This window comes from Streptomyces sp. NPDC051136, from assembly GCF_044455745.1.
Taxonomy (GTDB): domain Bacteria; phylum Actinomycetota; class Actinomycetes; order Streptomycetales; family Streptomycetaceae; genus Streptomyces.
The window spans coordinates 86,574-101,914 of sequence record NZ_JBITFE010000015.1 but is presented as its reverse complement, the minus strand read 5'-3'; the positions used below and the strand labels follow the sequence as shown (position 1 = coordinate 101,914).

The following is a 15,341-nucleotide window of genomic DNA, read 5'->3' as shown; positions in this document are numbered from 1 at the left end:
TTTGCGAGAATGCAGGCGATGAGCAGCGAGGACGGACCGGAGCAGGGCGGCGCGCAGGACGCGCCGCCCGAGCAGCTCGCGCTCATCCGGGAGACCGTGCGCGCGGCGAAGACCCCGCGGGCGAAGCCGCGCACCTGGCGCGGCGCCGCGCTCGCCAAGGAGCTGCCGGTCGCCCGGGTCCTCGTCGACAAGGGCGTGCTCCACCTCGACCGGTACTTCGACTACGCCGTGCCCGAGGAGCTGGACGCGGAGGCCCGGCCCGGCGTGCGGGTGCGGGTGCGCTTCGGGGCCGGACGGCACCGGGTGCGGGACGGTCGGCGCGAGGGCGGCGGGCTCATCGACGGCTTCCTGGTCGAGCGGCTCGCCGAGTCCGACTACGCGGGGCCCCTGGCCGCCCTGGCCCAGGTCGTCTCGCCCGAGCGGATCCTCGACGAGGAGCTGCTCGGCCTCGTCCGCGCGGTCGCCGACCGGTACGCGGGCAGCGTCGCCGACGTCCTCCAGCTCGCCGTACCCCCGCGCAACGCGCGCGCCGAGAAGCGGGCCTCGCCCGAACCGCTGCCCGCGCCCCCCGCGCCCGAGCCGGGGACGTGGGCGCGTTACGAGCAGGGGCCCGCGTTCGTGGCGGCGCTCGCGGCGGGCGGCGCGCCGCGCGCGGTGTGGAACGCGTTGCCGGGCCCGCAGTGGGCGCAGGAGCTGGCCCGGGCCGTGGCGGCGACGCTGGCCTCAGGCCGGGGCGCCCTGGCCGTCCTGCCGGACGGGCGGGCCGTGGCCCGTGCCGACGCCGCGCTCACCGCCCTCCTCGGCGAGGGCCGGCACGCGGTGCTCACCGCCGACGCCGGCCCCGAGAAGCGGTACGCGCAGTGGCTCGCGGTGCGCCGCGGTGCCGTACGGGCCGTGATCGGGACCAGGGCCGCCATGTTCGCGCCGGTGCGGGACCTCGGCCTGGTCGCCCTGTGGGACGACGGCGACGACAGCCACAGCGAGCCGCACGCCCCGCAGCCGCACGCGCGCGAGGTGCTGCTGCTGCGGGCCGCCCAGGACCGGTGCGCCTTCCTGCTGGGCGGCTTGAGCTGCACCGTGGAGGCGGCCCAGCTCGTGGAGACCGGCTGGGCCCGGCCCCTGGTCGCGGCGCGCGAGCAGGTACGGGCCGCCGCGCCCCTGGTGCGGACCGTCGGGGACCAGGACCTGGCCCGGGACGAGGCCGCCCGCGCCGCGCGCCTGCCGACCCTCGCCTGGCAGGCCGTCAGGGACGGGCTGCGGCACGGGCCGGTGCTCGTCCAGGTGCCCCGGCGCGGTTACGTGCCCCGGATGGCCTGCGCGGCGTGCCGGACACCCGCGCGGTGCCGGCACTGCTCGGGCCCGCTGGAGGGGCAGGAGTCGTCCTCCGCCCTGCGGTGCGGTTGGTGCGGGCGCGAGGAGGCCGCCTGGCACTGCCCGGAGTGCGGGGCGTTCCGGCTGCGCGCGCAGGTCGTGGGCGCCCGCCGCACCGCGGAGGAGCTGGGGCGAGCCTTCCCGGCCGTGCCGGTGCGCACGTCCGGGCGCGAGCACGTGCTGGACACCGTGTCCGAGGCTCCCGCGCTGGTCGTGAGCACCCCGGGCGCCGAACCGGTCGCCGAGGGCGGTTACGCGGCGGCGTTGCTGCTCGACGGGTGGGCGATGCTCGGCCGGCCCGATCTGCGTGCCGGTGAGGACGCGCTGCGCCGCTGGCTGGCCGCCGCCGCCCTGGTGCGCCCGCAGAGCGCCGGGGGCACCGTCGTCGCGGTGGCCGAGCCGACGCTGCGGCCGGTGCAGGCGCTGGTGCGCTGGGACCCGGTCGGACACGCGCTGCGGGAGCTGGCCGAACGGGCCGAGCTGGGTTTTCCGCCGGTGTCGCGGATGGCGGCCGTGTCCGGGCCACCGGAAGCGGTGACCGGCTTCCTGGGCGCCGTCGAGCTGCCCACCGAGGCGGAGGTGCTCGGTCCGGTGCCCTTGCCCGTCACGGCGGCGGGACGGCCGCGCCGGGTGGGGGCGCCGCCCCCCGGCGAGCACTGGGAGCGGGCACTGATTCGGGTCCCGCCGGGCCGCGGGGCCGCGCTCGCCGGTGCGCTGAAGGCCGCCCAGGCGGCGCGGACGGCCCGGGGGAGTGACACGGCGGTGTGGGTGCGGATCGATCCGCCCGACATCGGCTGAGGGGTGATCCGGCTCGCGTCGGTCGGGGGAGGGCCTTCCGGCGTGGAGCGGTTGGGGGCCGTGCCGGTTCTCGCCGGCTGTGGCCGATCCGGTTTGCACCGGCTTCGGGGCCGTGCCGGTTTCCGCCGGCTGGACTGCGCCGGTTTGCACCGGCTGGTGGTGATGGGGCTTGTCAGGCCGGGGGCAGGGGAGCATCGGTTGGCGGTAATCCGGCTTGTCCCGGCTGGGGGCGAGTTCGCATGGGCCGACGTTTCGGCTTGGGCGGGTGTACGTGCCGCGGCCCTCCGTCTCCCGGGTGGGGGAGGGCGGAGGGCCGGTGTGGAGGTCGCGGCTCGGCCGGTGCGGGGCAGCCGGTGGGACCGCTGTCGCTCGGCCGGTGCGGGGCAGCCGGTGGGAGGCGGACGCTGCGCGTCGGTCGGTGCGGGTCAGCCGTTGCGCGGGCTGGGGAAGGCGGTCGGACGGACCTCGTCGCGCAGGGCCGGGCTGCCGGACGTGGGCTGGGTCGGCATGGAGCGGGCCGCCGGGACCGTGGGCACCGGGGGGAGGGCGGCGCCCACGTTGACCGGACGGCCGCCGGTCGGCTCCGGAGCGTGCTCGGGGGCCTCGGCGGCGGGCGCCGTCTGGGCCGCGGCGCGGCGGGAGCCGTAGCGGCGGTGCACCGCCTGCTTGGTGACGCCGAGCGCGGAGCCCACCGCGTCCCACGAGAAGCCGAGCGAACGGTCGAAGTCCACGGCGGCCGTGACCAGGGTCTCGACACTGTCCCGCAGCTCCTGGGCGAGGCGGACGGTCGGGGCGGGGGCGCGTCCGTACACGACGAAGCCCGTGGAGGGTCCGGGGCGGCGCGGACGGTAGACGTTGCCCAGCTGGGCGGTGAGGGTGCGCAGTGCGTCCACCTGCCGGCGGACCCGCTCGATGTCCCGCACCAGCAAGTGCAGGCTGGCCCGAGCCTGGGCGTCGTGGGTTGCGTGGTCGGCCATGAACAAGCCTCTCGAACCGGCGTTGAAGGAATCGGGCCGCGCGACGGCCCGGTGTGTCAACTCTTCCTTGACCAACGTGCGGGTGCGGACTTGGTCACGGGGCGGGGGCGTGGGGGTTTGTTCGTGCGCCCCCTCGGTCCGCGGTCCCGGAGGGTCTCCCACCCGCGCACCACCTGAACGCCGTCGGTCGCGGCGTGAGCGTCCGCCGTCGGGGTGCCGCGCCGTCGGCGGCCCTTCGTCGGTTGACGGCTCGTAGACTGGTGCGTCGCCCGCAAAGTCCCCGCCCGAGAGGCCCGTCCCACCCATGAAGCTCGTCTTCGCCGGTACCCCCGAGGTCGCCGTTCCCGCCCTGGACGCCCTGATCGCCTCCGGGCGCCACGAGGTGGCCGCCGTCGTCACGCGGCCCGACGCTCCGGCCGGGCGCGGGCGCCGGCTGGTCGCCTCGCCCGTGGCCGAGCGGGCCGAGGAGGCGGGCATCGAGGTGCTCAAGCCCGCGAAGCCGCGCGATGCGGACTTCCTGGAGCGGCTGCGCGAGATCGCGCCCGACTGCTGCCCCGTCGTCGCCTACGGCGCCCTGCTGCCCCGCGTCGCCCTGGACGTGCCCGCCCGCGGCTGGGTCAACCTGCACTTCTCGCTGCTGCCCGCCTGGCGCGGCGCGGCTCCCGTGCAGCACTCGCTGATGGCCGGTGACGAGATCACCGGTGCGTCCACCTTCCTGATCGAGGAGGGCCTGGACTCCGGCCCCGTGTACGGGACGGTCACCGAGACCGTCCGCCCCACCGACACCAGCGGTGACCTGCTGACCCGGCTGGCCTTCGCCGGCGCCGGTCTGCTCGCGGCCACCATGGACGGCATCGAGGACGGCAGCCTGAAGGCCGTGCCGCAGCCGGACGAGGGCGTCACCCTCGCCCCGAAGATCACCGTCGAGGACGCCCGGATCGACTGGGCCGCCCCGGCGCTGCGGGTGGACCGGGTGGTGCGCGGCTGCACCCCGGCCCCCGGCGCCTGGACCACCTTCCGGGGCGAGCGCCTCAAGCTCGTGCAGGCCGTCCCGCTGCCCGACCGCACCGACCTCGCGCCCGGGCAGCTCGCCGCGGCCAAGAACAACGTGTACGTCGGCACCGGCTCGCACGCCGTCGAGCTGCTGTGGGTGCAGGCGCAGGGCAAGAAGCCGATGCGGGCCGCGGACTGGGCGCGCGGCGTGCGGATCACCGAGGGCGAGCTGCTCGGCGGCTGACCCGCGCCCCCACCGCACCGTTCACCGGCCCGGCGTACGCTGGTGAGCGCACTTCACCTCATACCCGGAGCACCTTTTTCGTGAGCGAGCAGCCCCGCCGTCCCCGCAAGCCCGGCAAGCCGTACCGCAGGCCCCAGAAGGACCCCGTCCGCATCCTCGCCTTCGAGGCGCTCAGGGCCGTCGACGAGCGGGACGCGTACGCCAACCTGGTCCTGCCGCCGCTGCTGCGCAAGGCGCGGGAGAAGGAGGGGCCGGAGAAGTTCGACACCCGGGACGCGGCGCTCGCGACCGAGCTGGTCTACGGGACGCTGCGCCGGCAGGGGACGTACGACGCGATCATCGCGGACTGCGTGGACCGCCCGCTGCGCGAGGTCGACCCGCCGGTGCTCGACGTGCTCAGCCTGGGCGTGCACCAGCTGCTCGGGACGCGGATCCCCAGTCACGCCGCCGTCTCCGCCTCCGTGGAGCTGGCGCGGGTCGTGCTCGGCGACGGGCGGGCCAAGTTCGTCAACGCCGTCCTGCGCAAGGTGGCCCGGGACGATCTCGACGGCTGGCTCCAGCGGGTCGCCCCGCCCTACGACGAGGACCCCGAGGACCACCTGGCCGTCGTGCACTCGCACCCGCGCTGGGTCGTCTCCGCGCTGTGGGACTCGCTGGGCGGCGGCCGATCCGGCATCGAGGACCTGCTGGCCGCCGACAACGAACGCCCCGAGGTCACGCTGGTCGCGCGGCCGGGCCGGGCCACCCGCGAGGAACTGCTCGGTGAGGAGGCCGCGCTGCCGGGACGCTGGTCGCCGTACGCCGTGCGGCTGAGCGAGGGCGGCGAGCCCGGTGCGGTCGAGGCCGTGCGGGAGGGCCGCGCCGGCGTCCAGGACGAGGGCAGCCAGCTGGTCGCCCTGGCTCTGGCCAACGCCCCTCTGGACGGGCCGGACCGGCGCTGGCTGGACGGGTGCGCGGGCCCCGGGGGCAAGGCCGCGCTCCTCGCCGCGCTCGCCGCCGAGCGGGGCGCCTTCCTGCTGGCCTCCGAGAAGCAGCCGCACCGCGCCGGTCTCGTGGCCAGGGCGCTGGACGGCAACCCGGGGCCGTACCAGGTCATCGCCGCCGACGGGACCCGCCCGGCGTGGCGGCCCGGGAGCTTCGACCGCGTCCTGGTCGACGTGCCGTGCACCGGCCTGGGCGCCCTGCGACGCCGTCCCGAGGCGCGCTGGCGGCGCCGCCCCGAGGACCTGGAGGGCTTCGCCCCGCTCCAGCGCGGGCTGCTGCGCGGGGCCCTGGAGGCCGTACGGGTCGGGGGCGTCGTCGCCTACGCGACCTGCTCGCCGCACCTCGCCGAGACCCGCGCCGTCGTCGCGGACGTCCTCAAGCAGCATCCCGGCACCGAGCTGCTCGACGCGCGACCGCTGCTGCCCGGCGTTCCCGACCTGGGCGACGGCCCCGACGTCCAGCTCTGGCCGCACCTGCACGGCACGGACGCCATGTTCCTGGCACTGGTGCGCCGGACCTCGTGACCGGCCGCGTCCACCGGATCGACGCCGGCCTCGGGGCCGGCGTCCCGTATCGAGCGGGCCTCGCGTATCGAGCGGGCCGCGCTCGTCGAACGGGCGTCCCATATCGAGCGGGCCTCGCACCTCGAACTGGCTCCGCTCCTCGAACAGGCTCCGCTCATCGAACGGGCCCCGCTCCTCGAAGCGGCTTCGGCCCCGAAGCGGCTTCGGCCCTCTCACCGGCTCGAGCCCTCGGCACGTCCGGCGTCCGTCCTCGGCACGTCTAGCGTCTGTTCACCTTCACCCGCTCGCCTCCCGTCAGCTCCGGCTTGAGGTCCACCTGGACCTGATGGGTGGTCTGGTGGTCGACCGAGCCGCCCAGTTCGGCCGTCACCACGCCGATGCGGACGCCGCCCCGGCCGCTGCCGGCCCGGTGGACCTGCACGGTGAAGGTCAGGCTCACGTTCTCCACGGCGAAACCGAGGTCCCGGCCCTCCGCGTCGGCGCGTGCCTCCTCCAGTTCGCCGCGTATCCGGCCGATCACCTCGGCCAGCCCCACGAAACCCGGTTCGTTCGTCAACTCGCCTCCGTACAGAGCTGGTTCACTCTTGCCGCAGCAGTATGCGACAGGAGCACACGCCCGTATAGTTCGCATATGGCTGCTGGCGGGGGAGATCCGGCCGCCTCGCCCATGAAGACGCCGAGTTGGGCGGTGCGGATCCGGGGAGCGGACGGGGAGATCGCGGGTGCCGGCATCCTGCTGACCCCCGACCAGGTGCTCACCTGCGCGCACGTCGTGGACCGGGCCGAGACCCGGATCACCGCCGAGTTCGTCGGCGCGGCCGATCACAGCGTGCCCGCGGTGCCCGCCCGGGTGGACGCGACCGCCTACGTGCCGGAGACGCGGGACGCCGACGGCGACCCCAGCGGAGACGTGGCGCTGCTGCGGCTGGAGCGGCCCCGGCCGACGGAGGAGACGGTACGGCTGCACCGGCTGTCGGCGCGCAACCGCGACGTGCGCATGTACGGCTTTCCCTACGCCCACAACGGCGGCATCTGGTTCCGCTGCACCGTCGTCGGCGGCTGCGGGCGCGACGGGCAGGTGCAGCTGAGCCCGGTCAGCCCCGGCGAGCTGGCCAGCCCCGGGTGCAGCGGCGCGGGCGTCGCCGACGACCGGACCGGCGAGGTCATCGGCATGGTGCTCAGCGGTCAGCTGGACCAGCACGGCAACCGGTTCTCCTTCATGAGTCCCGCCGAGACCATCGCCCGGCACCTGCCCGGGCTCAAGCCGTACATCGTGGGACCCGCGGCCGTCGACGAGCGGCTGCTGCCCGCCGACGACGACGGCTCCCAGGACCTGCTCGACGAGCCCTTCGCCCAGCGCCTCGCCGCCTGGCTGCGCGACGACGGGAGCCAGGTGAAGATCAGCGTCGTCGATCCCGGGGACGCCGCACGCGAGGCCACGCTGCGCCGCGCCATCACCCTCGCCGACCGCGAGTTACGCACCGCGGTCTCGATCGACCGCGCGTCCCTCGACCCGCCCGGCACCGTGCCGTCGGCCGGCGGCCACGACCTCGCCGTGGAGGCGAGCGGGACGACCGCCGCCGAGATCGCCGAGCGGATCGCCGAACGCATGGGCCTGTGGCTGCACCCGGAGAACCCGCCGCTCGACCGCATCCGGGCCTCGAAGGCCACCCTCAACCTGGTCGTCGTCGGCGTCGACGAGGCGGCCGACCCGCTGCCCCTGCTGGACCTCCTGGACGTGCTGCGCGCCGGCGGCAGCCGTCTGCTGCTGGTGTTCCGTACCGCAGGCGACTGCCACCGCCTGGCCTGCGACACACTGCTCACCCGGCCCGCGCGGGAGCGCCGCGCCCGGCTCGTGGAGCGGCTGCGGGAGATCACCGGACCGCTCGCCGAGGACCTGCACGAACGCCTCGCCGCCGTGGTCCCGCACGGAATGCGCCCGCTCGACTCGCAGCTGGTGGCCGCGCACGCCGCCCTCGCCGACCTGCTCCGCACCGACGACGACCGGGAGGGCGAGCACCGGGAATCCGGCCCGGACTCCGGACAGGCCGCCGCCCTCGACCGGTACGAACGGCTGGCCGACCGGGTGGCGGGCCGCCTGGCGACCGGTGTCGCGGAACTCGACGGACTCCGCGACCGGCGGGACGAACTCGCCGGACGCCTGCGCGGCTACCAGGTCCTGCACCAGCACTCGCTGCGGGGCGAGGAGGACCCCGCGGTGGACGACCTCTACCTCCGGGCCCACGCGCTGCTCCGGGCGCGACCCTGCGACGTGCGGGCGGCGGAATCGGCGGTGGACGCCTACACCCGGCGCGTGGACGACCACCGGGAAGGGGACGCGCGATGACGGCGGGAACACCCGGGTCCGCCCCGCGACCGCACCGGGGGGTCTCGGCATGAGCGGGAGAGCCTGCGACAGAGCCGACTGCCGCGGCGGCAGCGTCATGGTCACCGGGTTCTGCGACACCTGCTTCCGCCGCCCCCTCACCCCCGATTCCCCTCCGGCGCCGCCGGCCCCCGGCCCGGACGACCCGGCGGCCCCGGTGGAGCCCCCGCGGGGCCCGGCCGCCCCGGCCGCCGGTGAACTGGACCGCGACGGGCTCCTGGTGCTGCCGGCCCTGCCCTCCCCGGACCCCGCCGAGGCCGCCGACACCGTCGCCCGGCCCCCGACCGGCGGCCGGCGCTGCGGCGTCGACAACTGCGTCGGCACCATCGGCGTCTCCTACGACGGCGGTCCCGCTCCCGACCACGGGTTCTGCCCGCAGTGCGGTACGGAGTACTCGTTCCGGCCGAAACTGCGTCCCGGCGACCGGGTCGGCGGACACTACGAGGTGCTCGGTTACCTCGCGGTCGGCGGCCACGGCTGGGTCTACCTGGCCGAGGACACCCGGGTGCCCGGACTGCACGTCGTCCTCAAGGGGCTGATCAACACCGGTGACGCCGTGGCCCGCCGGGCGGCGGTCGAGGAGCGCCGCTCGCTCAGCACGCTCCACCACCGAGACATCGTCCGCATCGTCACCCACGTCCAGCACCGGGCGCCCGGCGACGCCGAACCGACCGGCTACATCGTGATGGAGTACGTCGGCGGCCGCTCCCTCGCCTGGATCCGCTTCGCCCCCGAGGAGGAGCTGGCGCGGCTCTTCGGCGCGGGCGGCTTCGCGTTCGGGCACGTCATCACGTACGGCTGCAAGATCCTCGGCGCGCTGGAGTACCTGCACGACCGGGGCCTGCTCTACTGCGACATGAAGCCCGAGAACGTCATCCACTACGGGCGTGAGATCAAGGTCATCGACCTGGGCGCCATCCGCCGGATCGACGACCACTCCTCCGGGCTCGTCCACACCCACGGCTACGCCCCGCCCAGGAGCGAACGCGACCGGCGCGGCCTCGACGTCGACAGCGACCTCTACACCGTCGGCCGGACCCTGAAGGTGCTCGCCGAACGGGCCACCCGCCCCGCCGGACTGGCCGCCCGCTCCTTCGAGGCACTGATCCGCCGGGCCACCCACCCCGAGCCGGCCGCCCGGTTCCGTTCCGCCGCCGAGATGTCCCGCCAGCTGTGGGAAGTGCTGCGCGAGGACCAGGCGCTCGGCGGACGGGAGCCGTACCCCGAGCGCTCCACGCGGTTCGAGCCCACCGCGGCGGTCTTCGGCGCCGCGCTCGGCACGGTCCCGGCGCTCCAGTGGTGGACGCGACGCCCCGGCACCGGGGCACCGGAGCTGCCGGCCGGTGCCCCCGAGCCCCGGGCCACGGCCCGCGCGCTGCCGGTCCCGCTGCCGGACGCGTCGGACCCGGCGGCCGTACTGCTCGGCGGGCTCGCCGCGGACACCCCCGACCGCATCGCCGCACGCGCGGAGGGCGACCGGGCACTGCGCACCGTGGAGACGGCGCTGTGGCTGTGCCGCGCCTACCTGGACGCCCACAACCACGCGCGGGCCGAGGAGTGGGTGGCCCGGGCCAAGGGATGGAGCGGCGACTACGACTGGCGGATCTTCTGGCACCGGGGCCTGGTTCACCTCACGCGCGGCGCCGTCGACAAGGCGGAGGACGAGTTCGCCGCCACCTACGCGGCGCTGCCCGGCGAGGCGGCGCCCAAGCTGGCGCTCGGGTACTGCGCCGAGTACCTGGCCGAGCGGCTGCGGGAGCCGGACACCGGTGAGCCCGCCGAGCCGCGGGCGGAACGCGCGCGGGCCCGTGAGACGCAGGCCGAGGAGTTCTACGAGGCCGTCCTGCGGCGCGACCCCACCCAGGGCAGCGCCGCCTTCGGGCTGGCCCGGGTCCGGCTGCGCCGCGGCGGCCGCCGCCGGGCCGTGGAGGTGCTGGACGAGGTGCCGACCACCTCACGGCACTACGACGCCGCGCGCGTCGCCGCGGTGCGGGTCCTGGCGGGCCGGCTTCCCGGCGCGCCCGGGCCGCTCGCCGACGAGCTGCACGAGGCCGCGGAGCGGCTCGCGGGGCTGCACCTGGACGGCAGCGGGTCCTGGGACCGGCTGGTGACCGAGCTGCGCGAACACGCGCTCGCCTGCCGCCCGCCCGGCGGCTGGGGGAGCGGCTTCCCCGCCGGGGAGCTGTTCGGGCCGCAGGACACCGAGGAGGCGCTGCGCAGGCTGCTGTCCGGGTCGCTCAGGCGCCTTGCCGACCAGGCGGGCAGCGCCGCCGAGCGCGGTGATCTGCTGGACACCGCCTACGCGGTCCTCCCGGCCCCGGCCGGGCTGCGCGACCTGGTACGGGGGTGGCGGCGTACGGCGTGAGCGGGTGACGGCGCGGGACCGGTACCGTCCGCCCGGCGGGGGCGGGACCACGGCGACGTGGGCGAGGCGGCGGCGACGCGGGCGGCATCGCGACGACATGGGCGACGCGGACGGAACCGCGACGACGCCGGGAACGGCAGCGGCGACGCGGGCGACGAGGGCAAGGCGGGCGAGGCAGGCGACTACGTGGACGAGGGGGCACGGACATCGTGGCGACAGGAACGTCCCGAGCGGGCGAGACGGCCGGGCAGGTGACCGCCGGGCTGGAGATCAGCCAGTGGAAGTACCTGTCCGGCGAGGCGGACGACCCGCAGATGCACGCCATCCTCAGCGTGCGCGTGGACGGCACCGGGAGCGCCGGCGGCCCGGGTGGCCCGGTGCTCGCTCAGGTGCTGGTGATGGACTGCTCCAGCTCGATGACCTGGCCGGTGGAGAAGCTGCACGCGGCCCAGCAGGCGGCGGTCGCGGCGATCCGCAAGCTGCCCGACGGCACCCCGTTCGCGGTGGTCCGGGGCAGCGAGGAGGCGACCGTGGTCTACCCGGACACCCCGCGCATGGCCCGCGCCTCCGCGTACACCCGCTCCCGGGCGGAGCGGGCCGTGCGCGGGACGGTCGCGGGCGGCGGAACCTGCATCGGCGCCTGGCTGGACCTGAGCCGCCGGCTGTTGGCGGAACAGGACGCGCCCATCGGGCACGTCCTGCTGCTCACCGACGGCAAGAACCAGCACGACGAGCACATGCCGCTGGTCCGGGTCCTGGAGGAGTGCGCGGGCCGGTTCGTCTGCGACGCCTGGGGCATCGGCGACGGCTGGGACGCCCGGGAACTGCTGGGCATCACCCGCCGGCTGCACGGCAGCGCCTCCTCGGTGCGTGCGGAGGCGGCGCTGCCGGGGGAGTACGAGCAGCTGATGAACCGGCTGCTCACCAAGACCGTCCCCGAGCTGGTGATCTCCGTGACGGCGATGCCCGGATGCACGGTGCGCTACCTCAAACAGGTCTTCCCGGCCGAGGCCGAGCTGAGCGCCGAGGAGGGCACCGGCCGGTTCGTCACCCGGGCCTGGGGCGACGAGGTGCGCCGCTACCAGCTGTGCCTGGCGGCGGACCCGGCCGGCCGCCCCCGCCGGGAGGACCTCCAGCTCGCCGTGGTCGCCGTCGAGGTGCCCGGCGGTGACGCGGTCCGGCTGCCGCAGCCCCGGGCCTGCCTGGTGCACTGGACCGACGATCCGGCCCTGTCCCGGTACACCGACGCCCAGGTCGAGCACTTCGAGCAGCACCAGCGGCTCGGCGAGGCCGTCGCCGCCGCCACCGACGCCCACCGCCGGGGACAGCACGACCTGGCCGAGCGGCACCTTGGCCGGGCCGTACGGCTCGCCCATGCCATGGGCGCCGAGGAGCAGCTGGCCCGGCTGGCCCGGCTGGTGCGGATCGAGGACGCGCAGGGCGGCCGGGTCGCCCTGCGCCCCGACGTGGCGGCCGTCGACTTCCAGCACCTGATCACCGCGAGCAGCCACAGCACCTACGGCCCCGCCCCCGGCACCGGCACGGCGGGCGCCGCCCCGGGCGTCGCTCCGGGCGACGGGGCCACCGTGCGCTGCCCCGCCTGCTCGCACAAGGCTCCGGCGGGCGCCCGGTTCTGCCCGTCGTGCGGCCACCGCTTCGAGGCACGGCCGTGAGCACCACCGGCGCGGACCTGGTCCGCCGGCTCAGACTGCTGCTGGCCCTGACGACCGCGACCACCCTCGCGCTGTTCTTCGCCTACCGGGGCGTGCACGACGACACCGTGCCGCTGTCCACCGCGAGCACCCCCGGCATCCGCGCCGTCGACACCGCGCAGAGCGCGCTGCGCCAGGCGAACGACATCGTCCGCCGGGCCGGCGCCGAGGGCGACACCAGTGGCGAGTTCCTCACCCAGGTCTCCGTCGCCCAGCAGAGCCTCGCCCTGGCCGCCTCGGAGAACGTCACCGGCCTCGCGGGCCGCCACGACGTCCAGACCGTCACCGGGCTGATAGCCGTCTACTCGGGCTGGGTGGAGCGCCGGGGCCGCGAGCCGGAGGGCTCACCGCTGCGCGGCGCCTACCTCCACTACGCCGAGAAGGTCCTCGGTCCGCGGGCCGAGGCGGGCACCGAGGGCGACATCATGAGCCGCCTCGACGCCCTGCGCGCCGGACAGCTGGCCGAGGCCCGGCGGCAGGCCGCCTTCCCCTGGCAGCTGTGGCTGGGCTGGAGCACGGTCGCGGTGCTGTACGCGGCGCTGTGCGGGGCGCTGCTGGAGACCCAGCGGTTCCTGCGGCGCCGCTTCCGGCGGGCCGTGCAGCTGCGGTTGCTGGCCGCCACCGCCCTCTGCGCCGTCGCCGTGCCGGTGCTGGCCTGGCAGACCCTCTCGGCCCACCGCGCGATGACCGACTCCGTCGCCGGGATGCGGGTGCCGCCGACCGTCCCGGCCGCCATCCCCGAGGCGGCCGACGAGGTCCGGGGCGCGCTCGCCGACGCCGGGTTCTGGGCCTCCCTGTCCGACTGGATACTGCTGGGAGGAACCGTGGTGGTGGCCCTGACGCTGTGGGGACTGTGGCCGCGGATCGCCGAGTACCGGTTCCGGGGGCGGCGATGAACCGCCCCGGCGCCCGCACGCTGGGCGTCCTGTGCGTGTGCCTGGTCCTGCTCGGCGCCGGCGTGTACGCGGGGGTGCGCTGGGCGCGCGACTGGGAGGGCTCCGTCACCCTGCTCGCCAACTGGAGCGGCACGGAACGCGAGCAGTTCGAGGAGCACGTCGTCGAGCCGTTCGAGGAGAAGTACCGGATCGACGTGGTCTACCAGGGCAGCTCCGCCCTCAGCCAGGTGCTGGCCGCCGACATGGCGGCCGGCGACCCGCCCGACGTGGCGGTGCTGCCCGGGCCCGGCGAACTGCTCGCGTACGCCGTCGACGGCCGGCTGCACCCGCTGGACGGCCTCTTCGACACCGGGGAGTACGACCGCTTCTGGGCTCCCGAGGTGACCGTGCCCGGGCAGGGCGCCCACACCTACTGGCTGCCCGTGAAGACCGGCCTGAAGAGCATGGTCTGGTACGCCGGCCAGGCGCCGACCGCGCAGTCGGCCGGCCCGCCCGCCCGCTGGTGCGCCGGCCTGGAGTCCGGGGCGACCTCCGGCTGGCCCGGCACCGACTGGGTGGAGGACATCCTGCTCCAGCAGGCCGGACCGGGGGTGTACGCGGACTGGGCCAACGGCAGGCTGCCGTGGACCGACGACGCCGTGCGCAAGGCCTGGACGACCTGGGCCGGCCTGGTGGGCGCGGGCGACGCCGCCCGGGCCGAGCAGGTGCTGACCACCGCCTTCGACGCCGACTGCGCGGCGGGCCGCCTGGAGCACCAGGGTTCGTTCCGGGCCGGGCACTGGCGGGAGGAGAGCGGCGACTACGTCCACTTCTCCGAGGTGGTACCGGAGGCCGGTGCGGACGCCGGCGCCTGGGAGGTCTCCGGCGACCTCGCGGCCGTACTCGATCCGACCCCGGAGGCGGAGCGGCTGATCCGCTACCTCGCCGACCCGGACACCGCGCTGCCGGAGTACACGGCGAACAGGGCGGCCGCCGCGGACACCGAGCAGGACGCCACGGAACGGGAGATCGGAACCCTCCTGCGCGAACCCGGCCGCACCCGGTGCTGGGACGCCTCCGATGCCATGCCCCGCGCCACCCGTGACGCCTTCCACCAGGCGGTCCTGCGCCACTTCGCCGACCCGTCCGACCTGGAGAGCCGCCTGAGGGAACTCGAAGCGCTCCGCAGACCGCAGAACCTGCCGGTGTGCAGCACCGGCTGAGAGGCGCCAGGGAGGGGCGCGGGGCTGTGACACCGTGCGGCTCCGCCGCGCGGGCGCGGGCAACCGGCACCGGGCCCGCGGCGGGCGCACGACCCCGTCCGTCCCGGACCCGTCCCACCCACCCCCGGCGGGCATGGGAGGCTTGCCCCATGGCCGCGCAGATCAACCCCAGCATCCTGTCCGCCGACTTCGCCCGCCTCGCGGACGAGGCCAAGGCGGTCGAGGGAGCCGACTGGCTCCACGTCGACGTCATGGACAACCACTTCGTTCCGAACCTCACACTCGGCGTGCCGGTGGTCGAGTCGCTGGCCCGCGCGACCGACACGCCGCTGGACTGCCACCTCATGATCGAGGCCCCCGACCGCTGGGCGCCGCAGTACGTCGAGGCGGGCGCCGGCTCCGTCACCTTCCACGCCGAGGCGGCCGCCGCGCCGGTGCGGCTGGCCCGCGAGATCCGGGCCAAGGGCGCCCGCGCGTCCATGGCGCTCAAGCCCGCGACGCCGATCGAGCCCTACGAGGACCTGCTCCCCGAACTCGACATGCTGCTGATCATGACGGTTGAACCGGGCTTCGGCGGGCAGGCGTTCCTCGACATCATGCTGCCGAAGATCCGCCGCACCCGTGAGCTGATCAAGAAGCACGGTCTGGAGCTGTGGCTCCAGGTCGACGGCGGTGTCTCGGCGTCCACGATCGAGCGGTGCGCGGACGCAGGCGCCGACGTCTTCGTCGCGGGTTCCGCCGTGTACGGGGCGTCCGACCCGGCCGAGGCGGTACGTGCACTGCGCACGCAGGCGGACGCGGCCACCGCCGGGGCATCCTGGTCCTGCGACCACTGAGGAACAGAAAGTGAACGGCTCCCATCAGGGCTGATCAACAGCGCCGAATCTGC

General features: G+C 75.8%; 11 protein-coding genes. 9 read left to right on the top strand and 2 right to left on the bottom strand.

Going from position 1 to position 15,341, the window contains the following annotated elements:
* The first annotated feature begins 18 nt into the window (after nt 1-18).
* Nucleotides 19-2,169, top strand: a complete 2,151-nt coding sequence (locus ACIBCJ_RS33695; RefSeq protein ID WP_365980545.1) for a primosomal protein N' — start codon at nt 19-21, stop codon at nt 2,167-2,169.
* 425 nt (nt 2,170-2,594) lie between these two features.
* On the opposite strand, the gene ACIBCJ_RS33690 is transcribed toward ACIBCJ_RS33695, so the two are convergent.
* A complete protein-coding gene (locus tag ACIBCJ_RS33690) occupies nt 2,595-3,146 on the bottom strand; it encodes a hypothetical protein (RefSeq protein WP_362096988.1) in 552 nt (183 codons plus the stop codon).
* Nucleotides 3,147-3,450: 304 nt separating this feature from the next.
* Here ACIBCJ_RS33690 and fmt point away from each other — a divergent pair, with 304 nt between their 5' ends.
* A complete protein-coding gene (fmt, locus tag ACIBCJ_RS33685) occupies nt 3,451-4,383 on the top strand; it encodes a methionyl-tRNA formyltransferase (protein WP_362096985.1) in 933 nt (310 codons plus the stop codon).
* Between the two features lie 80 nt (nt 4,384-4,463).
* The gene (locus tag ACIBCJ_RS33680; protein WP_362096982.1) at nt 4,464-5,891 is read left to right on the top strand and encodes a transcription antitermination factor NusB; all 1,428 of its coding nucleotides are present in this window, start codon (nt 4,464-4,466) and stop codon (nt 5,889-5,891) included.
* A 259-nt stretch (nt 5,892-6,150) separates the two neighbouring features.
* Here the strand turns inward: ACIBCJ_RS33680 and ACIBCJ_RS33675 are convergent, their stop codons facing one another.
* Entirely contained in the window at nt 6,151-6,447 is a 297-nt protein-coding gene (locus ACIBCJ_RS33675) for a trypco2 family protein (protein ID WP_208298380.1), read from the bottom strand.
* 75 nt (nt 6,448-6,522) lie between these two features.
* Here ACIBCJ_RS33675 and ACIBCJ_RS33670 point away from each other — a divergent pair, with 75 nt between their 5' ends.
* The 6 genes from ACIBCJ_RS33670 (at nt 6,523) to rpe (ending at nt 15,288) form a co-directional block, all read left to right on the top strand.
* The gene (locus ACIBCJ_RS33670) at nt 6,523-8,238 is read left to right on the top strand and encodes a serine protease (RefSeq protein ID WP_365980544.1); all 1,716 of its coding nucleotides are present in this window, start codon (nt 6,523-6,525) and stop codon (nt 8,236-8,238) included.
* Between the two features lie 49 nt (nt 8,239-8,287).
* Nucleotides 8,288-10,642, top strand: a complete 2,355-nt coding sequence (locus ACIBCJ_RS33665; RefSeq protein WP_365980543.1) for a tetratricopeptide repeat protein — start codon at nt 8,288-8,290, stop codon at nt 10,640-10,642.
* Between the two features lie 209 nt (nt 10,643-10,851).
* The gene (locus ACIBCJ_RS33660; protein WP_365980542.1) at nt 10,852-12,315 is read left to right on the top strand and encodes a VWA domain-containing protein; all 1,464 of its coding nucleotides are present in this window, start codon (nt 10,852-10,854) and stop codon (nt 12,313-12,315) included.
* Nucleotides 12,312-13,250: a hypothetical protein gene (locus tag ACIBCJ_RS33655; RefSeq protein WP_365980541.1), complete on the top strand. Its 939-nt coding sequence runs from the start codon at nt 12,312-12,314 to the stop codon at nt 13,248-13,250. Before ACIBCJ_RS33660 ends, ACIBCJ_RS33655 begins: the two co-directional genes overlap by 4 nt.
* Nucleotides 13,247-14,452 carry an extracellular solute-binding protein gene (locus tag ACIBCJ_RS33650; protein WP_362511885.1) on the top strand — a complete coding sequence of 402 codons (1,206 nt, stop codon included), beginning with the start codon at nt 13,247-13,249 and terminating at the stop codon, nt 14,450-14,452. The genes ACIBCJ_RS33655 and ACIBCJ_RS33650 overlap by 4 nt, the downstream gene beginning before the upstream one ends.
* Before the next feature lie 149 nt (nt 14,453-14,601).
* Nucleotides 14,602-15,288, top strand: a complete 687-nt coding sequence (rpe, locus tag ACIBCJ_RS33645; protein WP_133888146.1) for a ribulose-phosphate 3-epimerase — start codon at nt 14,602-14,604, stop codon at nt 15,286-15,288.
* Nucleotides 15,289-15,341: the final 53 nt, after the last annotated feature.